This window comes from Kiritimatiella glycovorans (genome assembly GCF_001017655.1).
Classification (GTDB): Bacteria; Verrucomicrobiota; Kiritimatiellia; order Kiritimatiellales; family Kiritimatiellaceae; genus Kiritimatiella; species Kiritimatiella glycovorans.
The window spans coordinates 812581-835286 of the sequence record NZ_CP010904.1 but is presented as its reverse complement, the minus strand read 5'-3'; the positions used below and the strand labels follow the sequence as shown (position 1 = coordinate 835286).

At 61.8% G+C, this 22706-nt stretch carries 19 protein-coding genes, 1 other RNA gene and 1 pseudogene; 17 read left to right on the top strand and 4 right to left on the bottom strand.

Annotation, left to right across the window (positions count from 1 at the left end):
* Positions 1 to 34: 34 nt before the first annotated feature.
* The 3 genes from L21SP4_RS03505 (at position 35) to L21SP4_RS03495 (ending at position 6010) form a co-directional block, all read left to right on the top strand.
* Positions 35 to 1447 carry an efflux transporter outer membrane subunit gene (locus L21SP4_RS03505; RefSeq protein WP_052881358.1) on the top strand — a complete coding sequence of 471 codons (1413 nt, stop codon included), beginning with the start codon at positions 35 to 37 and terminating at the stop codon, positions 1445 to 1447.
* Entirely contained in the window at positions 1444 to 2670 is a 1227-nt protein-coding gene (locus L21SP4_RS03500; RefSeq protein ID WP_052881357.1) for an efflux RND transporter periplasmic adaptor subunit, read from the top strand. The genes L21SP4_RS03505 and L21SP4_RS03500 overlap by 4 nt, the downstream gene beginning before the upstream one ends.
* A 166-nt stretch (positions 2671 to 2836) precedes the next feature.
* Complete coding sequence (locus L21SP4_RS03495; RefSeq protein ID WP_052881356.1) at positions 2837 to 6010, top strand: efflux RND transporter permease subunit; 3174 nt, start codon at positions 2837 to 2839, stop codon at positions 6008 to 6010.
* Here L21SP4_RS03495 and L21SP4_RS03490 read toward each other — a convergent pair.
* Positions 5986 to 7167, bottom strand: a complete 1182-nt coding sequence (locus L21SP4_RS03490; RefSeq protein WP_201774678.1) for an aldolase catalytic domain-containing protein — start codon at positions 7165 to 7167, stop codon at positions 5986 to 5988. The two genes, L21SP4_RS03495 and L21SP4_RS03490, sit on opposite strands and share 25 nt — an antisense overlap.
* A gap of 216 nt (positions 7168 to 7383) precedes the next feature.
* On the opposite strand from L21SP4_RS03490, the gene ssrA reads away from it, so the two are divergent.
* Positions 7384 to 7740, top strand: a transfer-messenger RNA (tmRNA) gene (gene ssrA, locus L21SP4_RS12310).
* A gap of 446 nt (positions 7741 to 8186) precedes the next feature.
* On the opposite strand, the gene L21SP4_RS03485 is transcribed toward ssrA, so the two are convergent.
* The 3 genes and pseudogenes from L21SP4_RS03485 to metE form a co-directional block, all read right to left on the bottom strand.
* A protein-coding gene (locus tag L21SP4_RS03485; protein ID WP_096335053.1) for an IS3 family transposase occupies positions 8187 to 9346 on the bottom strand; the annotation gives its coding sequence in 2 pieces (ribosomal slippage) (positions 8187 to 9062 and positions 9065 to 9346; 1158 coding nt in all).
* 88 nt (positions 9347 to 9434) lie between these two features.
* Positions 9435 to 10019 (bottom strand): annotated as a pseudogene (locus L21SP4_RS03475) (PLP-dependent aminotransferase family protein); the annotation flags it as partial.
* Positions 10012 to 12327, bottom strand: a complete 2316-nt coding sequence (gene metE / locus L21SP4_RS03470; protein WP_052881353.1) for a 5-methyltetrahydropteroyltriglutamate--homocysteine S-methyltransferase — start codon at positions 12325 to 12327, stop codon at positions 10012 to 10014. The pseudogene L21SP4_RS03475 and the gene metE, both read right to left, overlap by 8 nt.
* 117 nt (positions 12328 to 12444) lie before the next feature.
* Between metE and L21SP4_RS03465 the strand changes: the two genes are divergently transcribed.
* The 13 genes from L21SP4_RS03465 (at position 12445) to L21SP4_RS03405 (ending at position 22654) form a co-directional block, all read left to right on the top strand.
* The gene (locus L21SP4_RS03465; protein ID WP_029895055.1) at positions 12445 to 13362 is read left to right on the top strand and encodes a LysR family transcriptional regulator; all 918 of its coding nucleotides are present in this window, start codon (positions 12445 to 12447) and stop codon (positions 13360 to 13362) included.
* A gap of 393 nt (positions 13363 to 13755) precedes the next feature.
* A complete protein-coding gene (locus L21SP4_RS03460) occupies positions 13756 to 16164 on the top strand; it encodes a DNA adenine methylase (RefSeq protein WP_052881352.1) in 2409 nt (802 codons plus the stop codon).
* Positions 16165 to 16176: 12 nt separating this feature from the next.
* Complete coding sequence (locus tag L21SP4_RS03455) at positions 16177 to 16542, top strand: hypothetical protein (protein WP_052881351.1); 366 nt, start codon at positions 16177 to 16179, stop codon at positions 16540 to 16542.
* A gap of 18 nt (positions 16543 to 16560) precedes the next feature.
* Positions 16561 to 17424, top strand: a complete 864-nt coding sequence (locus L21SP4_RS03450) for an HK97-fold major capsid protein (RefSeq protein WP_052881350.1) — start codon at positions 16561 to 16563, stop codon at positions 17422 to 17424.
* A gap of 18 nt (positions 17425 to 17442) precedes the next feature.
* Entirely contained in the window at positions 17443 to 17802 is a 360-nt protein-coding gene (locus tag L21SP4_RS03445) for a hypothetical protein (RefSeq protein WP_052881349.1), read from the top strand.
* A complete protein-coding gene (locus tag L21SP4_RS03440) occupies positions 17789 to 18253 on the top strand; it encodes a hypothetical protein (protein ID WP_052881348.1) in 465 nt (154 codons plus the stop codon). The genes L21SP4_RS03445 and L21SP4_RS03440 overlap by 14 nt, the downstream gene beginning before the upstream one ends.
* Positions 18240 to 18599: a hypothetical protein gene (locus L21SP4_RS03435; RefSeq protein WP_052881347.1), complete on the top strand. Its 360-nt coding sequence runs from the start codon at positions 18240 to 18242 to the stop codon at positions 18597 to 18599. The genes L21SP4_RS03440 and L21SP4_RS03435 overlap by 14 nt, the downstream gene beginning before the upstream one ends.
* Positions 18589 to 19074: a phage virion morphogenesis protein gene (locus L21SP4_RS03430; protein ID WP_052881346.1), complete on the top strand. Its 486-nt coding sequence runs from the start codon at positions 18589 to 18591 to the stop codon at positions 19072 to 19074. The genes L21SP4_RS03435 and L21SP4_RS03430 overlap by 11 nt, the downstream gene beginning before the upstream one ends.
* 59 nt (positions 19075 to 19133) lie before the next feature.
* Positions 19134 to 19682, top strand: a complete 549-nt coding sequence (locus tag L21SP4_RS03425) for a hypothetical protein (RefSeq protein ID WP_052881345.1) — start codon at positions 19134 to 19136, stop codon at positions 19680 to 19682.
* Between the two features lie 12 nt (positions 19683 to 19694).
* Positions 19695 to 19952, top strand: coding sequence for a hypothetical protein (locus L21SP4_RS03420; protein WP_052881344.1), 258 nt, complete (start codon positions 19695 to 19697; stop codon positions 19950 to 19952).
* Positions 19953 to 19954: 2 nt separating this feature from the next.
* A complete protein-coding gene (locus L21SP4_RS03415) occupies positions 19955 to 21484 on the top strand; it encodes a phage tail sheath C-terminal domain-containing protein (protein WP_052881343.1) in 1530 nt (509 codons plus the stop codon).
* Positions 21485 to 21514: 30 nt separating this feature from the next.
* Entirely contained in the window at positions 21515 to 21961 is a 447-nt protein-coding gene (locus L21SP4_RS03410; protein WP_227501130.1) for a phage tail protein, read from the top strand.
* 15 nt (positions 21962 to 21976) lie between these two features.
* Positions 21977 to 22654, top strand: coding sequence for a T4 family baseplate hub assembly chaperone (locus L21SP4_RS03405; protein ID WP_052881342.1), 678 nt, complete (start codon positions 21977 to 21979; stop codon positions 22652 to 22654).
* The last annotated feature ends 52 nt before the right edge of the window (positions 22655 to 22706 follow it).

The following is a 22706-nucleotide window of genomic DNA, read 5'->3' as shown; positions in this document are numbered from 1 at the left end:
CGGGATTTACCATGAAGGATATGGAGGTCGACGCATGATCCGCATCCCCGTCAGCGCCCTGATCCTGGTCCTTTTCTCTGCGGGCTGCGTACTCAATCGTCCCGAGATTCCGGACGAACCCGCCCCCGCCCTTCCGGAACGCTATGCGGAAGGGCACGCGGTCCGGCACGCCCCGGATCGGTGGTGGACCGCGTTCGATTCGCCCGAACTCGACCGACTGATCGCGCGCACGCTCGAAGGCAACTACGACCTCGAACAGGCCCTCGCGCGCATCGACCAGGCTCGCGCGCTCGCGCGCCGCTCACGCTCCGGGCTGTTTCCCTCGCTGGATGTCGAGTCCGCCGCCTCCGTGTCGCGCACGAGGGTGGACGACGGCCGGACGGTCGCGCGCGACTCGAACAACGCCTACGGGCTCGATCTGGTCAGTCTGTGGGAACTCGACCTGTGGGGACGCGTCCGCGCGCAGACCCGTGCCCGCGAACTCGACCGGGACGCCGCGGTGGAGGCCGGCCATGATCTCGCGCTGAGCCTGACCGCCGAGACGGCGGTGCGCTGGCTGAACCTGATTCATCACAACCGTCGGATCGAACGGGTCCGCGCGCAGATCGAGGCCAACCGCCAGAGCCTTGAGCTGCTGGAACACCGTTTCGGACAGGGCACCGGCACCGCGCTCGACGTCCTGCAGCAGCGCGAACTGCTCGCCGCCACCCGCGCGCTGCTGCCCCCGCTCGAGTCGCGGCGGGACACGCTGCGCCACGAACTGGCCGTTCTGCTGGGACGGGCACCGGGCACCGCGGAGATCGAGATCAGCACCCCTTCCCTCCCCGAGCCCGGACCCGTTCCGGACGCGGGCATCCCCTGCACGCTGCTCGACCGCAGGCCCGACATCCGGCAGGCGCGGTACCGGCTCGAAGCCGCCGGATGGGACGTCGGCGCCGCGCGTGCCGACCGTCTGCCGCGGATCTCGCTCACCGCCGCGCAGCGGTACGGAGACCCGAACGGACTCGACCTGCTCCTCGACAACTGGTCGCAGTCGCTCGCCGCCGGACTGACCGCGCCGCTGTTTGATGCCGGTCGGCGGCGGGCCGAGGTCGAGCGCGCCCGCGCCGCGGCGCGGGAGGCCCTGGCGGCGTACCGCTCGACCGTCCTTACCGCCGTACGGGAGGTCAGCGACGCCCTCGTGCGCGAGACGAACCAGAGCGAGACCGTGCATCGTCTGAGCACCCAGCTCGAGCAGTCCCGCGCCACACTCGAGGAATCGCGCTTCCGCTACCGCAAGGGACAGGCCGATTACCTCACCGTACTTTCCGCGCTCACACGAACCCAGGAACTGGAACGCCGACTCATCCGGGCGCGCTTCGAGCGGCTCAGCTTCCGTATCGAGCTGTACCGCGCGCTGGGCGGCGACTGGATGAAAACCGCGACCCTCGGGAGGAACCGATCATGACCGATCCCCGCACGTTTCCCGGCGACCCGCAGCGTCCGCTGAGCCGGAGGCAGAAAACACTGCTCGCAGTGACGGGCACGCTGATCCTCGTGCTGGCCTTCGCCGCCGCGATGGGACTGATACGTAACCGCAAAAAGCCCGAACGCGGCGCGCGGCCCGCGCGGACGCCGTGGGTCGAGGTGACGCGACTCGAACGCGGCAGCCGCGCCGTGGTCGTCCCCGTGATGGGCACCGTGATTCCGCGCCGCGAGATCACCCTCACGCCGCGTGTGACCGGTCACGTCAGGGCGGTCCACGAGGACTGGACGCCGGGCGGGCGCGTGCGGGAGGACGAGGTACTCGTGCGCATCGACGACCGCGACTACCGTCATGCCCTTGAGAGAAAAGAGAGCGCGCTGGTCAGGGCGCGCGGCGAACTCGCGCTGGAGCGGGGGCGACGCGAGGTCGCGCGCCGGGACTGGGAGACGGTGGGGCTGGACACCAACTCGATGGACTCCACGGACCGGCGCCTCGCCCTGCGCCAGCCGCAGTTCGAGAGCAGCCGTGCCGCCGTCGCCGCCGCGGAGGCCGAACTGAAACAGGCCGAACTCGACCTCGCGCGTACGGAGGTCCGCGCCCCGTTCAACGCGGTCATCCGCGAGCGGATGGTGGAAGTCGGCGACCTGGCGTCCCCCCAGACCCCGCTCGCGCGGCTGGTGGGTACCGACGTCTGGTGGGTGCGCGTGCTCATCCCCGTGGATCAGCTCAAGTGGATCGTATTCCCCGAATCCGGCGGAGCCGCGTCGTCGGCTCGCATCCGCCTGCGCGCCGGAGGCGTACGCGACGGACGGGTCCTCAAGCGGCTCCCGGATCTCGAGCCGCAGGGACGGCTCGCGCGGGCAATCGTCGAAGTCCCCGATCCGCTGGCGCTCGACCGGTCGCCCGACGGGCGCGTCCCGATGCTCCTCGACAGCTTCGTCGATGTGGAACTCACCGGCCGCACGGCCTCCGGCGTCATTGCCATCCCGCGCGCCGCGCTGCGCGAAAACGACCGGGTCTGGATTGCCGACCCGGAGAACCGGCTCCGCATCCGCGACGTCGAACCCGTCTGGCGCGGCGACGACGTCGTGCTCGTCCGGGACGGACTCGAGGAAGGCGAGCGGCTGATCACCTCCAACCTCGCCGCCCCGGTCGAGGGGATGCGGATCGAGGTTGAAGGGGGAGGAGCGGAAGAAGGGGGCTGAGTGTGAAGGCTGAGACCTGAAACCTGAGTGAGAATCAGAGTCTGAGTCAGAGTTAGAATCAGAGTCAGAATAAGAGTCAGAGTCAGAATCAGAATCAGAGTTAGAGTTAGAATGAGTGTGAGACCTGAGAAAGTGAAATGCATCCCGGCCGCGGGTACCGGAAGTCATGACTGAACGAACCGGCAAAGCGGGCGGGCCGATCGCATGGATGGCGGGCAACCACGTCGCCGCCAATCTGATCATGTTCGTCTGTCTGATCGGCGGGCTGATCATGTTCTCGCAGATCAGACAGGAGGTCTTTCCCGATCTCGATCTGGACCAGGTACGCGTGACGGTCGCCTATCCCGGCGCGAGTCCCGAAGAGGTCGAGCGCGGGATCGTGCTCGCGGTCGAGGAGGCCATCCGCGGGCTGGACGGGATCGACGAAATCCGCTCCACGGCCGCGGAGGGCGTGGGCACGGTGACGGCCGAACTGATCCGCGGCGCGGATCTGCAGCAGCTCTACCAGGATATCCGGAGCGAGGTCGACCGGATCATCACCTTCCCCGAGGAGGCCGAGGAGCCCGAGGTACGGATCGTATCGCGCAAGCGCGAGGTGCTCACGATCGTGGTCCACGGGCAGACCCCGCGCACGGTGCTGCGCGAGCTGACCGAGGACCTGCGCGACGTCCTGCTGCAGGACCCCGGCATCACCCAGGTCGAACTGGGCGGCGCGCGGTCGCTCGAGATCGGCGTCTCGCTCGATCAGGCACAGCTGCGGCGGTACGGCCTGACGCTCGGCGACCTCGCCGCGCGACTGCGTTCGCGGTCGCTCGAGCTGCCCGGCGGCCAGCTGGAGACCCCGGGCGGCGACCTGATGATCCGGATGAAGGAGCGGCGCGACTACGGGCGCGAGTTCGCCCGGCTCCCGGTCATCTCGCCCCCGGGCGGCACCGATGTGGAGCTGGCCGACATCGCGGACGTGCAGGACGGATTCGCGGCCGACGAGGACCGGCATGCCATCTACGACGGCGAACCGGCGCTGATGCTGACGGTCTTCCGCGTCGGCGAACAAACGCCGATCACGGTCGCCGACGCCGTGCGCGCACAGCTCCAAACGATCCGCCCCACTCTGCCGCCGGGGATTGCGATCGACGAACTGCGCGACATGTCGGAGATCTACGCGCAGCGCGTCAATCTTCTCCTGCGCAACGGCGCGCTCGGGCTGGTCCTGGTGCTGATCCTGCTGGGCATCTTTCTCGAGGCCCGCCTCGCCTTCTGGGTGATGCTCGGCATCCCGATCTCGTTCCTCGGTTCGATGCTCGCGCTGCCGATGCTCGGGGTTTCGATCAACATGGTCTCGCTGTTCGCCTACATCATTGCGCTCGGGATCGTGGTCGACGACGCGATCGTCGTGGGCGAGAATATCTATTACCACCACCAGCAGGGGCTCCCCTTCATGCAGGCGGCGGTGCGGGGCGCGCGCGAGGTGGCGATGCCGGTGACGTTCAGCATCATGACGAACATTGTCGCCTTCCTGCCGCTCTACTTCATCCCCGGCACGATGGGCAAGATATTCAAGATGATCCCGCTGGTCGTCTCGACCGCGTTCCTCATCTCGCTGATCGAGTCGCTCTTCGTCCTTCCCGCCCACCTGGGCCACCAGCGGGACCGCCGCCGCCACGGACTGATGCGCTGGCTGCACGGGAAACAGCGCGCGTTCAGCGACGCCTTCGTGCGCTGGATCAACACGCGCTACAGCGCCTTTCTCGCGGGCGTGCTGCGTCGCCGCTACTTCGTGTTCGCCGTGGCCGTCGCCGTGCTGACGCTGACGCTCGGCTACGTGGGCAGCGGGCGGATGGGCATGGACCTCTTTCCGCGCGTCGAATCCGACTTCGCGAGGGTCACCGTCACGCTCCCCGTCGGCTCGCCGGTGGAGACGACCGAGGCGGTGGTGCGGCGTCTCAAGGACGCCGCGCACGACGTAATCCGCGAGAGCGGGCACGACGAGCTGCTGGAGGGGATCTTCGCCGACATCGGCGCCGGCGGCAACCACCGGGCCTCGATGCGGGCGTTCCTCGCCGACGCCGAGGTGCGGCGCCGGATCGGGATCAGCACGCAGGAGTTCGTGGAGCGGTGGCGGGAGGCGACCGGCCCGGTTCCAGGTGTGGAATCGATCCGGTTCCAGTCCGACTTCGGCGGGCCGGGCGGGGGTCCGGGCCTGACCGTCGAACTCAGCCACCGCAAGCTGGACGTGCTCGAGGCGGCGAGCGCGGAACTCGCGGAGGCGCTGGCGACCTATCCGCAGGTGTCGGACATCGACGACGGATTTCAGCCGGGCAAGGAGCAGATCGATTTCCGGATGACGGCGGCGGGCGAGAGCCTGGGGCTGACCGCGCGCGACGTGGCCAACCAGCTCCGCCATGCCTTCTACGGGGCGGAGGCCATTCGCCAGCAGCGGGGACGCAACGAAATCAAGATCATGGTGCGGCGGCCGGTGTCGGAGCGCGATTCGGAATACGACCTGGAATCCCTCCTGCTGCGCACGCCGGCGGGCGGGGAAATCCCGCTGGACGAAGCCGTGGAGCGAACGCGCGGGCGGGCGTACACGACCATCGACCGGCGCGACGGACGGCGGGTGGTGTCGGCGACGGCGAACGTCGAGCCGCGCAGCGAGGCGCCGGTGATTCTGGAAGATCTGCAGCGCAGCGTGCTGCCCGGGCTGGTTGCCCACTACCCGGGACTCAGCTACAGCTTCGAGGGGCGGCAGGCGGACATGCGCGAAAGTCTGGGAAGCCTCAAGACCAGTTTCCTGATGGCGATGCTGGCGATCTTCGCGATGCTGGCGGTCCCCTTCCGCTCCTATATCCAGCCGCTGATCGTGATGGTCAGCATTCCCTTCGGGATCATCGGCGCCGTGGCCGGACACCTGATCATGGGCTACTCGCTCAGCGTGATCAGCATGCTGGGGATCGTCGCCCTCTCCGGCGTGGTGGTGAACGACTCGCTGGTGCTGATCGAATACGCCAACCGGCGCCGCCGGCAGGAGGATCTCAGTCCGCACGACGCCGTACACATGGCGGGTCTGCAGCGCTTCCGGCCGATCATGCTGACCACGTTCACGACCTTCGGCGGGTTGTCACCGATGATCCTCGAGACCTCGCTGCAGGCACGGTTTCTGATCCCGATGGCGATCTCGCTCGGGTTCGGGATCCTCTTCGCGACGCTGATCACGCTGGTGCTGGTGCCGTCGCTGTACCTGATTCTCGACGACGCCTCCCGCCTCGGCGCCGAGTTCCGGGACGCGTTCGGTCAGCTCACGCGAAGGCGCGGAAATCAGGAATCGATCATCTCATCGTAGAACGAGAGGAACTGCTCCTTGCGGTCGCCGCTGCGCAGGGCGATCGCCGGCCGCGGGTGCTCGTTGAGCAGGCCGGTGATCATGTACGGCAGGCTGTACCCCCAGTCGTAGCGCTCGCGCAACGGCAGGATCTCCTTCTCGATCACATCCACGATCGGGCGCAGGTTGAACTTCGGGTTCTTGAGAAACCCGATCAGCAGCTCCAGCGGGCAGTTGCCCGCGCCGCGGCCGAGGCCTTCGATGGTGCCGTCGAGCATCGTCGCGCCGTGGATGGCGGCGTACGTGGTGTTTGCGTAGGCCATCTGCTGATTGTTGTGCGCATGGATTCCGATCTGCTTGTCCGGCGCCGCGGCGATATAGCGGCGCAGGAGGTCGTCGATCTGCTCGTAGTAGAGCGAACCGAAGCTGTCGACCAGGTAGAGGATATCGATCTCGCTGCGGCCGATCAGTTCGATCCCCCGGTCCAGCTCGTAGTCCGGCACGGTCGAGACCGCCATCAGGTTGACGGAAACCTCGTAGCCCTTGTCGTGCGCATCCTTGACCATCTCCAGTGCGGCCGGGATCTGGTGGATGTAGCAGGCCACGCGGACCAGGTCGATCACACTGTCCTTTTTCGGGAGAATGTCGTTGTGATAGTCCGTGCGGCCGGCGTCGGCCATCACGCTGATCTTCATTTCGGAGGGATTGTCGTCCAGCACACTGCGCAGGTCCTCCTCCGTGCAGAACTTCCAGCGGCCGTGCTCCTCCGGGCTGAAGATCTTTTGGTCGGCCTTGTACCCCAGCTCCATGTAGTCAACACCCGCCGCCACCAGCGCGTTGTAGACCGCCTTGACGAACTTGTCCTCGAACTCGCAGTTAGTGACCAGACCGCCGTCCCGGATCGAGCAGTCCAGCAGCTTCAGATCCGCCCGGTAATCGACCCATTCCTCGCTCAGGTTCCGTTTCTTTCTCGTCGTCATCCCGCTCTTCTCCCTGTTGTGATCCTTCCCCGCCCGAACCTCCGCCGCCCGCGCCTCCATGCGCCTGCGCGCCTCTTCCGGGTCGCGCGTCTCCAGCGATTCCGAGTACTGCACCCCGTCGATTCTCTGCCGCCAGTAGTACACGCCGCCGCGGACCTTCAGATTCCGCACCCCCGTACCTTCAAAACTTCCCGCCATTTCGCATCACCTTTTTGTGATCACTTTGTGATCATGTGATGCGTTTTATGATGAACGGCGAAGGGTGTCAAGACATGAAAGGGGTGAATAAAGCCGGCGGCCAGGCGCGTGAAGATCACGGCCCTGGCCCTGCTTCGCAGGTCTGCGGGCCTACTACGAGCGTTCCAAACATTGAACACCTCCGCCCCATGTGGTCTAATGGGGTCTAGAAAAGGAGGGGGCGACAGGCTTCGACGTGTAAGAATCGGAGCGTTTGTGGCGTGCCGAGGACACCGGTTGGCCTCGTAAATCATCCGGTAACCATACAAGTGCCAACGAAGAATTGGCCCTCGCTGCGTAAATAACGCAGTGGCGTCGCTACTCTGACACCTGCTAGGGGATAGCGGCGACGACAGCAGGTTAGCTCCAATCCCGGGTAACCGGGGGTGCGGAGCGAAGTTTTTTTCCGGTTACTGGCGACCGGGATTGCCCGTTCATCGGCGGCCCGCGAGCGACACTTAAAGATGGACTACGCACGTAGAAGCAGACGTAACGCTTGCACGGACGGGGGTTCGAATCCCCCCGCCTCCACCATTTTGAAAAAGACAACCCGTCTCTCCAGAGTGATTCTCTGGGTAGGCGGGTTTTCTTTTTCCCCTTGTATTCAAAGGGTTTCGGCCGTTTTAACATCTTTCCGGAACCTCTCTCCAGCCACCAGATTCTCTCCATTCTCACCACGTTCATTCTCTGTTTGGGGCGGTATTCTCTGTTTTCTTCGGACAGGGTCCGACACGCGTCCGGTTACAGATATCCTTTCAGATTAAGCAGTTAGCCGAATGACGGTATTTTGGGGTTGTGTTAAGACAGCGGTGGTCCCGATAGCGGAGCCAGTTTTTTCGAACTTTAAGTCAGCATCAGGGCTCCCGCTTCCTGCGAGTGTTCTGCCACAACTCCGGCGAGTTGTCCATAGCCTGCGGCCGTCGAGAATGGGTCATTGAACTCGTCGGAGACGGTCGCATGGCTGTGGGCAACTCGCCTCTTCATGCCGCTCTCCATTTCGACTCCGCCTCGATTCCGAAGTACGCCTCATCGGGCGTTCGATCCCCGATCGATGAATGCGGACGTTCGGTATTGTAGCGCTCCAGCCACGCCCCCACGCCGCGCCCGGTTTCCCGGGGCGTTTCATAGCTTTTCAGATAAACATCCTCATACTTCAGGCTCCACCACAGCCGCTCGATGAACACATTGTCCACCCAGCGGCCCGTCCCATCCATGCTGATTTTTAAGCCCTCGTGCTGTTTCATCTCCCTGATCCAATCCGTCGACGTGAACTGCGAGCCCTGATCGGTATTCATGATCTCCGGCGCCCGTCCGGCCGTGGCCACCGCCGATCGAAAGGCCCGCAGGCAGAACGCGGTATCCATCGTGGTGCTCAGTTCCCACCCGAGCACTTTCCGGCTGTACCAGTCCATGACGGCCACCAGGTAGCAATACCCTCGCGGCATCGGGATATAGGTGATATCGGCGCACCAGACCTGATTCGGCCGCGTAACATCCACTCCACGCAGCAAATACGGATAGATGCGATGCCCCTTGCCCGGTGCGCTGGTCCGCGGCCGCGGGCGGAGAGCCGAGATATGCGCGAGCCTCATCAGCCGGCGAAGCCGCTTTCGCCCCACGTTCAGCCCCTGTTCGCGCTTGAGTAATCGGCGCAGCCCCCGCGTCCCGAACGTCGGGAAACGCAGATGAAGTTCGTCGAGCATCCTCATAATCCGTAAGTCCGTGATCGTCGCCCTGGGCTCCGGCGGCGTCAACCGGTTCCGGTTGACGCCCAGCAGAGCACATTGGCGCCGCAGCGAGAGTTGAGCATCAGAAGGATCCACCAGAGCCTTCCTCACGGATCGATCCCCAACTCGACGCATTTTTTTTCCATCCACTCCTTCTCAATCACCAGCTGACCTACTTTTCGCTCCAGCCGCTCGCAGTTCTTTTCCAGCCCGCGCTTTTCTAGGTCCGGCGCGTTCTTGCGCTCAAAGAGATCGGCTGCGCCCTCTGTGAGCTCCGTCTTCCATCGAGTCACCATGGTCGGATGCACGTTGTTTTCCGCCGCGATCTCCGCCACGGTCTTGATGCCGCGCAACGCTTCCATCGCGATACGCGCCTTGAACTGCGCGCTGTGATTTCGTCTCGGCTTCTTCATCGGTTCTCCTTTCGGTCTCCTTTTTACCGGGAGAACCCGATGCGGTCTATCCGCCCCTCACTGGCTCCGTTTTCCGGGACCACCGCTCACCAACTGTCCTCGCCACGTGCGCAATGCGCTCGAAGTCGATACGCAACGAAAAGGCCGATGCCCCTGCAACAATCAGCTTGGGTTTGGTTTCGCGGGCCTTGACGTCCAAAGATTCATAGTCAATGTCCTCCTTGGCGTTCAGGCCGTAACTGACCGCATTGAACCACTTCCCACTCATGTTCAGCTTCATGCCATGGGTAAGATGGCCGCCTTCGGCGAGGCTCATGCCCATGATGGTGTCGCCTGGATTAAGCACGGCGAAGAAGACACCCTGGTTTGCTTGTGAGCCCGAATTGGGCTGCACATTTGCGGCTTCGGCTCCGAAGAGCTGCTTTACCCGGTCTATGGCTAACTGCTCCACAACATCGACGTTCCCGCATCCACCGTAATAACGCTTCCCGGGATAGCCTTCGGCGTACTTATTGGTGAGCTGCGAACCTTGGGCAGCCATCACAGCCGGAGATGCATAGTTTTCCGAAGCGATCAGCTCAATATGCTCCTCCTGTCGCTGATTTTCCTGCTCCATCGCGGCGAACAATTCCGGATCGATCCGGTCGATACTGTATTTTATCCGTTCAAACATGGTCATTCCTCGATAAGTGCAGCTCGGCACGCAATCTCTTCGCGGCGGCAACCATATTGGTCAGGGCCGGAATCACCTCTTTCCACTGCCGGGTCTTCAGGCCGCAGTCGGGATTGACCCACAACCGTTCGACCGGGATACGTTCGGCGGCTTTTTTCATCAGTGCGACAATGTGCTCTTCGCTGGGAATGTTGGGCGAGTGTATATCGTACACCCCCGGACCGATCTCGTTCGGATACTTGAAGTCGTCGAAAACATCGAGAAGCTCCATATCGGAACGCGAAGTTTCAATGGTGATGACGTCAGCATCCATATCAGCTATGGCCGAAATTATGTCATTGAACTCGGAGTAGCACATATGTGTATGGATCTGGGTTTCGTCGCTTACTCCGTTGGCGGTGATGCGGAAAGATTCCACGGCCCAGTCAAGGTACTCCTTCCACTGAGACTTGCGAAGGGGCAATCCTTCGCGAAGGGCGGCCTCGTCGATCTGGATCACGCGCACCCCAGCCTTCTCCAGATCCAGCACCTCCTCGCGGATGGCCAGCGCCAGCTGCTTGCAGGACACTGAGCGCGGCTGGTCGTCTCGGACGAAGGACCAGTTAAGGATGGTCACTGGACCGGTTAGCATGCCTTTCACAGGCTTGTCGGTCAGGGATTGAGCGTAGCTGATCCAGTCCACCGTCATGACTTTCGGACGTCGGATGTCTCCGAAGAGGATAGGCGGCTTGACGCAGCGCGAACCATAAGACTGCACCCACCCGAACTGGCTGAAGGCATAGCCTTCGAGCTGTTCGCCGAAATATTCAACCATGTCGTTACGCTCGGCCTCCCCATGCACGAACACATCCAGGTTCAGGGATTCCTGTTCACGCACACAGCGGGCGATCTCACCTTGAATGGCTTGCCTGTACTCGACCTGATCGATTTTCCCGGACTTGAACTGACTGCGTACCTGACGGATCTCCGCCGTCTGTGGGAAGGAGCCGATGGTGGTCGTCGGGAATTTTGGCAGATTCAACAGCGGTGCTTGCTTGGCTGCACGCACATCATAGGGGTTTTTACGGCATCCCAATTCTGGAGTAATTCCGGTCAGAGCGGCCCTAACCGCCGGATTGGTGACACGCGGCGAATTGCGGCGGGTTTCAATTGCTCTGCGGTTAACGTCCAGCTCGACCTTAACCGCAGCGCGGCCCCGGTTTAGCGCGGTGGCGAGCACAACTATTTCGCCTAGTTTCTGTTTGGCGAAGGCCATCCAGGATTTGATCTCGTTATCGAGCCGCTGTTCGCTGTCAAGATCGACCGGCACATGAAGCAGCGAACACGACGGAGCAATCCACAGGCGATCTCCCAGGCGGGCGTGCAGCGGTTCCAGCCAGTCGAGCACGGCATTAAGGTCGGTCTTCCAGATGTTGCGGCCGTTGATCACCCCAAGCGACAGAATTTTGTGCGAGGGCAATATGTTCAGCAGCGGCAGTACACCGTCGCGGTCGTTGAGCGCGTCGAGGTGCAGGCCCGCGACCGGGAGATTGGCCGCGAGATAGGCGTTCTCCTGCAACTGGCCGAAGTAGGTCGCGACCAGCAGATTGACTTTAGTGCTCTTGAGCTGGTGGTAAGCGGTGTTGAAGGCATGCTGCCATTCGGCATCGAGCTCGGTGACGAGGACGGGTTCATCAATCTGCACCCATTCCACGCCCTGAGAAGCCAGGTTATCCAGCAGTTCGCCATAGACCGGCAGCAGGCGCTCCAAGAGAGCCAGCTTGTTCGAGTCGTCCTTGGCCTTGCCGATGGCGAGATAGGTGAGTGGACCGATAATCACCGGCTTGGCCTTCACGCCCTGAGACTTGGCTTCATCCAGTTGCGCCAACAGCTGCGTGGCATCGAGATTGAACGTGGTCTTCGCGTTGAATTCTGGGACAATGTAATGGTAGTTGGTATCGAACCACTTGGTCATCTCGCCAGCCGCAACCCCGTCGCAGCACTGCGCATGATTTTCAGTCGATTGTGCTGACCGACCTCGTGCGACACGAAAGTAATTGTCCAGCTGGTCACCTTGAAAGCCCTGGACGCGCTCAGGCAGGTTACCTAGAGCAAAGCTCATGTCCAGCACTTGATCATAAAAGGAGAAATCGCCGACGGGCACAAGATCAAGTCCGGCCTGATCCTCCCAGTGGCGTTTACGTAAAACGGCCCCCAACTCTTTTAGTTCGTCACGGGATGATTCTCTCTTCCAGTAGGCTTCGAGGGCGAATTTCAGCTCGCGTTTGGCTCCGATGCGCGGGAAACCAAGATTATGCGTTTTTGCCATTGCAGATCCTTTCTTTTGATTTTGAACACATGCGCTAAATATACAGCTTGCATGTATGAAGTAAAATGATATATTTTCAGAGAACGATGAAATTTGCTCATAGTGAAAGGTGCCCCAATGGCCATTCTTGAACGTATCCACCTGGAAATTATCCGTGCCGTCGACCAAAATGGCTCACTCACGGCCGCCGCAGAAAAACTACACCTCACCCAGTCCGCACTCAGCCATAGCATTCGCAAGCTGGAGGATCAGTTGGGTGCTGCGATATGGCGTCGTGAGGGACGTAGTTTGTGCCCAACCCAGACAGGGGAATACCTGTTGGGTTTGGCCAATCGTCTAGTGCCACAATTTGTCCACGCTGAGGAACGCATTGAGCAGTTTGCGCGAGGTGAGCGCGGTACGTTGCGCATTGGCATGGAATGCCATCCTTGCTATCAGTGGCTGCTGAAGATCGCATCGCATTTTCTGGCTGCATGGCCCTCGGTCGATTTAGATGTTAAGCAAAAATTTCAATTCGGGGGCGTCGGTGCACTGTTTAGCTACGATATTGATTTGTTGGTAACACCTGATCCTTTTCACAAGAAAGGTCTACTTTTTGAGTCAGTTTTTGATTATGAACAGGTGTTGGTCGTCGGCCCGCAACATCCATTGCGTCAAGCAAGCCATGTGAGCCCGGAGCAATTATCCAAAGAAATCCTGATCACCTATCCGATCACCATTGACCGGCTCGACATTTATACACGGTTCCTCACGCCTGCGGGCATCAGCCCGAAACGACACAAACTGATCGAGACAACTGACATCATGCTGCAAATGATAGCCAGCGGCCGAGGCGTTGGAGCTTTGCCACGCTGGATCGTCGAAGAATACGCAGACCGGTTTGATGTCTTCCCGGTGCGGCTGGGAAAATCAGGTGTGGACAAGCAGTTATTCCTCGGTATTCGTGAGGCAGACGATAGCATCGACTATGTACGTGGATTTTTGGCTTTGGCGCGTGCTCAAAGGGATTCTACAGAAGCACCTCGTAGTGCATAGCGTGCTGCGGCAGGAGAAATAGACCCCTTCGATTGTCTAATGGAACTCTATTCCAAATTACGGAGTACGGTTACCACATTCCAAATGAAGTAAATTAAATCAGCATCAGGTGCCCGAACCCGTCCTCATCGTCCTGTGCCACCTCGCTTCCGGCGGATTTTCTCGAATACCACCGGCTGTCCCGCTCACCTTATGACGGGGTCTTTTCCGAGATCACCGAGAGCGACGAATACCCCTCCCTCGACGCCTGCGGCAAGGCCGTTCTGGCGCGGCTGAACCCCGCCCGCTGAAATTCGCAGTCACCCTCCGACACATCGCCGACGCTTCCGGTAAGTAATCGCTGAACGCTCCCCGCAGGTCGCGGAGAGCACAGCAAACTGACCGGAGACATTGATGGAACTGTTCGCCACAGACCTGGAAAGGCTGGCGTTTCTACTGGAGGCCGATGCGGCGCTGACTCTCGATCCCGATGCGCTTGGGACCGAGGCCGCCGAACAGTCCGCTCCTGAAGAGCTCCCTCCCGAGAAGCGCCCCAAGTACATCACCAACTACATCGGCAGCAAGCAGAAGCTCGTCGACTGGATCTGGAAGCATACCCCGGAAGGCGTTGGCACCGTGCTCGACGCCTTTTCGGGGTCTGCGGTCGTGGCCTACATGTACAAGACCAAGGGCCTCCAGGTCATCGCCAACGACCGGCTCCGCTACTGCCACCACGCCGCCAAGGCGATCATCGAGAACAACTCGGTTCGCCTGAGCGAGGACGAGATCGAAGCGCTTCTGGCCGACAACGCCAAGGCGGGCAGCTTCGTTCAGGACAACTTCAAGGGCATCTTCTTCGCCAAGGGCGTCCATGCGCTGATCGACACCATCCGCGCCAACTGCGACAAGCTCTCCGGCTTCAAGAAAGACATCGCCCTGTTCGGCCTCGGCAAAACCTGCATGAGCGGCAAGGGTGGCTTCGGCCACTTCTCGTCGTCCACCGATTATGGCCGCCGCCAGGACACCCCAGACGAGTTCAAGGATCGTCTGCGCAAGAACCTGCAGCGCATCAACGCCCTGGTCTTCGACAACGACAAGGAGAACAAGGCCCACCGGCAGGACATCAACGACCTGCTGCCGAAAGCCAAGGCGGATCTGGCCTACTTCGATCCGCCCTACGCCACCGAGTTTTCGACCACCAACTACGAGCGGGCCTACCACTTCGTGGAGGGGCTCATGACCTATTGGGAAGGGCTCGAAATCAAGGCCGACACCAAGGTCAAGTATTACGAGATCGACCACAAGACCGTCACCAAGGCCAACGCCAGCGAGTTCTTCCAGACCTTTCTCGGCAATGCCAAGCACATTCCGCACTGGCTGATTTCCTACCGCGATCACGCCTATCCCAACGAGCAGGAGATGAAGCGGATCATCGGCTCCTTCGGCAAACAGAGCCGGATGAAGTCCAAGGATCACCACTACGCCATCACCTCCAAGCACGGCGAGGCATCCAACGCCAAGGAGCGTCTGTTCGTCTGCGCCCCCGGGGCCAAGGCCAGCGCCGAGCGGGAGGAGAAACCCGTTCCGATGGCCGCCGCCGCGAACTTCCACACCAGCATCCCCGTGGACATCCGGCTGGGCGAAGGCGAACGTCTCGCGACCGAGGCCATGGATGTCGGCTCGGCGGGCGACCCCCAGTTCAGCTTCGTGCTCTGCCGCACCGGGACCAACAAGAACGGCGATCACTTCACCGCCGAGGAGTTGTCCGGTCGGCACATGACGGCCGTGAACAAGAAGGTCGATCTGCAGCATTCGCAGGAGTTCAACGACATCGTGGGTGGCGTTGTCGCCGCCGACTACCTGGAGGACGACAACGGCGGCCGGGTGGAATGCGTCGGCGAGCTGTACGTCCACGACACCCCGGCCGCCCGGTTGGCTTACAAGCTGATGAAGCGCGGGATCATCTCCCAGGTCTCCATGGAGTGCGACTACCAGGAGGGCGAATGCTCGGTCTGTCACAAGCGCTTCCAGAACAAGGCCGACTACTGCACCCACCTGCGCAAATTCAAGGGCCGTGATTTCAATGGCCAACCCGTTTTCGAGATTCTGCACGGCGTCACTTTCACCGGACTGGGACTGCTCGACCGCAAGGGCGCGGACGAGAACGCCAGGATTCTGCAGGTGGCGTCCCTTCAGAGCCAGCCCGACCAATCCCAACCCGAAGGAGATTCCACGATGGAAGACAAAACCAAACCCACCGATGACCAGGCCGCCAAGACCGAATCAGACGCGGCCAAGAAGAAACCGGCCCAGCAGGAAGGCGATCCCGCTCGCGTTACCGACCTGGAAAAGGAAAACCGGCAGCTCAAGGCCCAGGTGGCCGAGCTGCAGAAGCGCGTCCAGGAACTGGAAGCCGAACAAAAGGCGGCCGCCTGCCGCTCCCGCGCCAAGAAACTGCTCACCCGGCTGGAGAAGCAGGGGCTCTCCTTTGCGTCCGAGGAGGACCGGGAAGCCGAGCTGAAACGCCTGGCCGAACTGTCCGACGAAGCCTTCGCCGCCACCGAGGCCGCTTACGAGCGCCTGCCCAAGTCGGCCAAAGCGGACAAGGACAAGGAAGAGAAACCCGCCGACAGCGACCAGGGCGGCAAGCCCGCCGCCAAGGCATCGACGGAAACCCCGCTACGCAGCGACGCCGGTGTCCGGCCTCTCGATGTGGACGACCGCAAGGTGTCGCTCGAGGACCGTCTGCGCGACGGGTTCATGGCCGCTTACCGCAACCGTGTCGGCGAGGAATCTCCCGAACATTCGCAAATCAACGCATAAGGAGGAAACACCATGTCATTCATCAATCCGTGTCACCGGGGCCTCGCCTATGGCGATGGCCACATCCAGGGCGACGGCCAGCTCGGCCAGGTGGTCCGCGTGGTCGGCGACGACCTGTTCGCCGTCAACACCGATCCCGAACTTCGCTCGTTCGGCATTCTGATCAAGGACTACGCCGGAGGTGAAATGCCGGGCATTTACTGCGGCGGCGGGATCTACGAAACGGATGTTTTCGAGGGAACGATCAATCCCGGAGACAACCTCAAGGTTTCCGCCACCGGAAAACTCGAAGGCGGCAACATCGCCAACAGGCAGCTTGTTATCGCCCAGGCCATTTCCGTCCGGAGCGGCGTTCTCAAATTCCGCCTGCTTGTCTAACCCAAGGAGCCAACGCACATGAAAACCAATCAGTTGAAGATCCATTCCCAGGAGTACATGGAAACCATGGCGCGGCTCATGAGCGAGGCTCTCGAGTCGCCGGAAGGCATGCAGGCGCTTGCCGCCGCCATCGCCGCGCCCATCGAACAGGAGATCAAGCGCAAGGAGATCTCCTCGCTGCTGCTCACCAAGCATACGCTGCCCAAGGGCGAACGACCGGTCTATCAGAAGAAGCCTACGGTCAAGGCCCACTGGATCAGTAAAGAAGGTGAGGCTCAGGAACAGGAGGTGGGCAAGGACGAGGTCGAGTTTCCCACCAACCGCATCCACTCAAATCCGATGGTGGACGTTTCCGTCCTCAAGAACGGCAACATCGGCACGCTGATGGACATCCAGACCAGCGCCGCCGACGCCATCCGCAAGGAGATGGACCGCCGCACCATCTCGGTGCTCTCCTCGGCCATCCCGGCGACCAACACCATCGAGGTCACCGGCGACCTGCTCACCGAAGAGGCGCTGAACGAGGCCATCTCGATCATCGAGGACCTGGAGCTGTCGGTGAAGTACATCGTCATGCGCGGCCGCCGGTTCAACGACATGCGCGGCTGGAACCTCGATCCCCAGACCAAGCTCGAGCTGCGTCAGAAGGGTGTCATCAAGAACTACGGCACCGGCGGCATTCTGCTGACCGCCTCCATGCCGTTGGACGAGATCATCATCGTCCCGGATGAAGAGGTCGGAAAGATGCCGGTGCGCGAAAACCTGAAGACGGAGTCCATCGATCAGAAGACCCGCTTCAAGACCGGCTGGCTGGTGTGGTCCGAGATCGGTCAGGGCATTACCCGCCCCGACATCATGGCCAAGGTCAAACTGGTTCCGTAATCCTGGAGGTGATGTGACATGAATCGCATCAAGAACATCCGTCCCGGCGTTCTGGTGATCCCCGACGCCGGGTTGAAGCTCAAACCCGGTCAGGTGGTCGAGGTGGAACGCCTCACCAAGCAGATCCAGGCGGCGCTCAAGAACGGCCGCCTGGCCATGGCCGACAAACCGAAGCAGGAACCGCTCGCCCCTCCAGAGCCTGACCAGGACGCGGAACCGGTGGACCTGAGCAAACTCTCCGCCACCGACGCCATTTCCAAGGTTAACGAGGAAGCCAATCCGGAAACCCTCAAAGGCTACATGGACACCGAGAAACGCCGCACGGTGATCGACGCGCTCAAGAGCCGTCTGGAGGGTCTGCAAGGTGCTGCTGAGTGATCTGATCGCCGACCTGCGGCTCGACCTGTCCGATCCGGGCGCATCTCTCTTCGAGGATCAGACTCTGGAGAGATGCGTCCGGAAGGCCGTTTTCCGGGTCGGCCGTGACCTCGACCAATCGCTGACGATCACGGCCGGAGAGATCACCCCCGATCCCACCGGCGAGGTCCGCGAGCTCCTGGTTATCATGGCGCAGATCCACGCCTGCCAGGTCATGCGTTCGGCCACCGCCAACGCCTTCTCCTTTTCCAGCGGCGACAAGCGGGTGGACAAAACCGGTCAGCCCGGCCATTGGGCCAAGCTCGAAGCCGATCTGCTCGTCGACTACCGCCAGCGGCTCACCGAGCTGCGTCCGGCCACCCAGCTCGATCAGGAAGCCTACATCCTGACTCCGAGCGGCCTTACGCCGGTCATCTACGAACAAGGGATCGATCTCGATGTTGTTGAATGACCGGGAACGCGCCGAAGCCGTGGCCGACGTCGCCCGGCTGATCCTCTCCTCCGGCCAGACCGCACGCGTCCTGCGCGTCGTTCCCGGCGAGCGGCTCTACGGCACCGACGATGCCCAATACACGGAAATCTCCGTCATCCCCCTCGAACTGAACGAAACCCCGCCGGAGGAGCTGAGCGGCAAGATCGACGCGCTCGCCTGCGTTCTTCCGGATGCCGATGTCCGGGGGGAAGACCGTTTGGCCGCAGACCGGGAAACCTATCGCATACAGAGTGTGGAGGAAGAACACTTTTTCGGGGCCGTCACCCACAAGAACCTGCAACTGGTGAAGCTCAATGGGCGTTAGGCGGACCGGTGACTGGGACAAGGCCCGCGCCAAGCTGACCACCGGCATGGGGCCGCGCCTGGCCACGGCCCTGCGTCAGGCCACGATCCGCAACGCCCTTTTTCTGGTGCGCGAGATCCAGCGGGGGATTCGCTCCCAGGCCCCGGGCGGACAGGCCTTCGTGAAACTCGCCGAAAGCACCACCCTGCGCAAAGGCTCAAGCAAGGCGCTCATCGACACTGGCTTTCTCGTCAACGCCATCACCCAGAAGATCATGGCCGACAAGGCGTTCGTCGGCCTGCTGCGCGGCACCGTCAACAAGGACGGTGAAGACATGGTGAACATCGGTGCCGTCATGGAGTACGGAGCCACCATTAAACATCCGAACGGCGCGACCATCGTCATCCCCGCCAGACCCTTTCTGCATCCGGTGATGGAGAAGTACCGCGAACAGATCCTCCAGAACTATCGCGAGGCGATCCGCTCCGCGCTTTGAGCCTCCGACACATCGCCAGCGCTTCCGGTAAGTAACCAAGCAGAAAACGGAGGCGTCCCTTGAGCACGATACAGACCGTCACAGAAACACTGATCCGCCTGGCCAAGCAGATCATCCACCCGGACACCGTGCTGGTGTTCCCGGATGACCTGTTCGAGGTCCAGCGCACCCCCAGCGTCATCCTCCAGGGGCCGAAGCTGACGGAAGACCGTTTCCGCCGCAGCCAGAGCCGCCTGTTCGAGAAGAATGTTGCGGAGCTGAGTTTCGAGGAGTGCCGGTTTCCCAGGCTCTATCACCTCGATTTCGATCTGGTGGTGACCGTGGACCGGGAGGCCGAACTGCTCGGTTTTCACGAATCGGTGTCGCGGTTCCTCCAGCTTCACGCGGAGATCGCCATCGCCGACCAGGGCAGTTTGAACCTCACTGAACTGGTTCCTCTGGGCGGTCTGGCCCGGGTGAACCTCTCCAACCTCCGGCAAAGCTCCGGACGCATCCGTATCGAATCCTGCCCGGTGTACGACGGCGACCTGCGCGACGGTCGGCTGATCCGGGACCGGACCTTCCAGTTTCACGGCGACGTGACAGAGCAACGAACCATTCAACCGTAAAGGAGAACAACCGTGATCGAGATCAGAAACCTCCAGTTCCAACCCCTGACGTTCAACCTCTCCGGCCAGGGAACCCTTCACCTCGGGCCGCGAGAACGCAAGAGCATCGCCCGCATGGACCTCTCCGCCGAGATCAAGACCGCCGGAAAACGCGGCCTGGTGCGCATCACCGACCTGACCGGCGGCGCGGAACCGGAGCCGGAAAAACCCACGGCGACCGAGGACGCCGCAGCCGATGAGGCCAAGACCACCAGCAAGCGGAGGAAATAACCATGCCGACCTATCTATCCCCCGGGATTTACACCCGGGAAACGGACTTCAGTTTCTATGTGAAGCAGATCTCGACCTCGTCGGCCGCCATGGTCGGAGTGGCCGAGAAAGGCCCCATCAACAAGCCCGTGCTGGTGACGAGCTGGGAGCAGTTCATCAACCGTTTCGGCTCCTACATCAACGAGAGCTATCTGGCCTACGCCGCCCGGGCGTTTTTCGACAACGGCGGCTCGGTCCTCTATGTCATCCGTATCGCCCATCTCACCGACCCAACCGACCGGGACACTCTGACGGCGCTCAAGTCTTCCATCGTGCTGCAGAACCGGGAGGCGACGCCCGCCGACGCCCTGCGGATCGAGGCCGTGAACGAAGGCGTCTGGGGCGACCGGCTCTCCGTCTCCATCGAGGACGGCTCCCTTGACCCGGCCAACCATTTCAACCTGGTGGTCCGGCACAAAGGCGATGTGGTCGAGGTGTTCAAGGATCTGAGCATGGACGAGACGCTGCCCAACCATGTGGAGCTGACGATCAACGACCGTTCGGATTTCATCCTGGTCCAGGATCTGGCAGCAGCAATGGGAACGCCCGGCGACCGTCCGGCCTTGGGCGGGTTCACGCTCGGCGGCGGCGACAATGGACTGACCGATCTGGCCGATGCCGATTTCATCGGCGATCCCTCGCAGCATACCGGCCTCTATGGCTTTGACGAGATCGACGCCCTGAATCTGCTGATGGTTCCCGGCGTCACCACGGTGCCGGTCATCAACGCTGGAATCACCTATGCCGAAGGACGCAAGGATCTGCTGTTCATCGCCGACACGCCCATGCATCTGGAGCCGCTCGAAGCGGTCGACTTCCGCAAGGGACAAGGGATGTACAGCCACGCGGCCTTCAACTCCTCCTACGCGGCGCTCTATTTCCCCTGGCTGGAGATCAGCGATCCGGTCAACTCGCGCAAGAAACTGGTGCCGCCCTGCGGCGCGGTGGCTGGCTGCATCGCCCGCAGCGACCAGAAGACCAACGTCTGGAACGCGCCCGCCGGTATCGACCGTGGCCGCATCTTCAACACGCTCTCCCTGGCCTACAAGACCAGCCGTGGCGAGCGCGATGTGCTCTATCCGGAGGGGATCAACGTCATCGCCGTGTTCCCCGACACCGGCATCAACATCTGGGGGCAGAAGACACTGCAGAGCCAGCCCTCGGCCGTGGACCGCATCAACGTGCGCCGCCTGATGATGTACATGGAGGAAGCCATCTCGGAGTCCTCTCGCTTCGTGGTGTTCGAGCCGAACCATCCCCAGACCTGGCGTGCCCTCGGCCGCCTGATCAATCCCTTCCTGCAGGACATCAAGGACAAGGGTGGCCTCTACGACTTCGCCTTTCAGTGCGACGAGGAGACCAACACCCCGGCGGTCATCGACCGCAACGAAATGGTGGCCCGCGTGTTCGTCAAGCCGACCAAAACGGCGGAGTTCATCGAGCTGAACTTCATCCTGACCAGCACCGGCGCGGACTTCAAAGAAATCATCTAACGGGAGAATACGGCTATGAGAAGCGGAAACATGCCTAAGAGCCTTTATCAGAACTGGCAGTTTGCCATCGAGGTAAACGGCTTCGACGTGGCCCTGTTCCACAAGGGACAGGAGCCCAAAACCGAATTCGAGGAAGTGGCCTTCGCCCCGGCCGGTTCGATGTTCGACCAGAAGGTGGCGGGGCGGGTCAAGTTCGAGGACATCACCCTCGAGAAAGGCACCCTGCAGGATGGCTCCGACGAGGCGGCCCGCGAATGGATCAAGAAACAGGTAGACGTGAACGCTGTCACCGGCGGCCTTCCGGCCGACTACATGCGCGACATCGACGTTGTCCGCTACGACCGCACCGGCAACGAGACCCGCCGCTGGACCCTGCACGGGGCCTGGGTGAAGGCGCTCGAATATGACGAGCTCGAAGGCGGCAACACCGAGAACACCATCGAGAAGCTCACCATCTGCTTCCAATACTGGACCTAAACCGGAGGATTGACCATGTACAGCTTTGAACTGCCAAGCGGCCCTGAACTCGAGCTTCGGGAAATGACCGGGGCCGAGGAAGAACTGCTCACCAACCAGCGCCTGATCCGTTCCGGAGAGGCGATCAACCAGGTGCTCCGCAACTGTTTCGTCCGGCTGGGCGAGAAGACCGATCCCGATCTCGCCGAGGTGATGAACCTGCTCTCGGGTGACCGGCTGTTCGCCCTGGTCCGCCTGCGCCAGATTTCCCTCGGCGACGAGGTGGAGCTGGAGCTGAGCTGCCCGAACAGCGCCTGCCGCATGACCAACTTTGTGACCATCAATCTCGAGGATCTCAAGGTTACCCCCTACGGCGAGGAGCGGGAGTTCGTCTTCAAACTGCCCGGCTCGAAGAAAACCGTGCGCTTCGGATATCTTGACGGCCATAAGGAAAAACGCCTGGCCAGCCTGCGCGAGCCCAACATCACCTCGGCCATGCTCATCCGCGTCCTCGACATCGACGGCAAGGCTCCCTCCAAGAAGAGCCTGGCGGAAATGTCGATGCGCGACCGCAACGCCCTGCGGCAGGAGATGTTGCGGGTCGACGCGGGAATCGACACCTCGGTCGAGACCGAATGCGATGGCTGCGGCACTAAGATCCGCACCCGTCTGGAGGCCGAACCGGCTTTTTTGTTCCCTGGAGTTCGCTTGTAAGCGACGCATTCTTTCTCGCTTACGGCGGACTGCACTGGAGCTGGTCGGAAAC

What these genes read in the sequence shown, in the direction of transcription:
- L21SP4_RS03505 (WP_052881358.1), top strand. Translation starts at nt 35, where the DNA reads ATGATCCGCATCCCCGTCAGCGCCCTGATCCTGGTCCTTTTCTCTGCG.
- L21SP4_RS03500 (WP_052881357.1), top strand. Translation starts at nt 1,444, where the DNA reads ATGACCGATCCCCGCACGTTTCCCGGCGACCCGCAGCGTCCGCTGAGC.
- L21SP4_RS03495 (WP_052881356.1), top strand. Translation starts at nt 2,837, where the DNA reads ATGACTGAACGAACCGGCAAAGCGGGCGGGCCGATCGCATGGATGGCG.
- L21SP4_RS03490 (WP_201774678.1), bottom strand. Translation starts at nt 7,167, where the DNA reads ATGGCGGGAAGTTTTGAAGGTACGGGGGTGCGGAATCTGAAGGTCCGC.
- metE (WP_052881353.1), bottom strand. Translation starts at nt 12,327, where the DNA reads ATGGCAAAAACGCATAATCTTGGTTTCCCGCGCATCGGAGCCAAACGC.
- L21SP4_RS03465 (WP_029895055.1), top strand. Translation starts at nt 12,445, where the DNA reads ATGGCCATTCTTGAACGTATCCACCTGGAAATTATCCGTGCCGTCGAC.
- L21SP4_RS03460 (WP_052881352.1), top strand. Translation starts at nt 13,756, where the DNA reads ATGGAACTGTTCGCCACAGACCTGGAAAGGCTGGCGTTTCTACTGGAG.
- L21SP4_RS03455 (WP_052881351.1), top strand. Translation starts at nt 16,177, where the DNA reads ATGTCATTCATCAATCCGTGTCACCGGGGCCTCGCCTATGGCGATGGC.
- L21SP4_RS03450 (WP_052881350.1), top strand. Translation starts at nt 16,561, where the DNA reads ATGAAAACCAATCAGTTGAAGATCCATTCCCAGGAGTACATGGAAACC.
- L21SP4_RS03445 (WP_052881349.1), top strand. Translation starts at nt 17,443, where the DNA reads ATGAATCGCATCAAGAACATCCGTCCCGGCGTTCTGGTGATCCCCGAC.
- L21SP4_RS03435 (WP_052881347.1), top strand. Translation starts at nt 18,240, where the DNA reads ATGTTGTTGAATGACCGGGAACGCGCCGAAGCCGTGGCCGACGTCGCC.
- L21SP4_RS03430 (WP_052881346.1), top strand. Translation starts at nt 18,589, where the DNA reads ATGGGCGTTAGGCGGACCGGTGACTGGGACAAGGCCCGCGCCAAGCTG.
- L21SP4_RS03415 (WP_052881343.1), top strand. Translation starts at nt 19,955, where the DNA reads ATGCCGACCTATCTATCCCCCGGGATTTACACCCGGGAAACGGACTTC.
- L21SP4_RS03410 (WP_227501130.1), top strand. Translation starts at nt 21,515, where the DNA reads ATGCCTAAGAGCCTTTATCAGAACTGGCAGTTTGCCATCGAGGTAAAC.
- L21SP4_RS03405 (WP_052881342.1), top strand. Translation starts at nt 21,977, where the DNA reads ATGTACAGCTTTGAACTGCCAAGCGGCCCTGAACTCGAGCTTCGGGAA.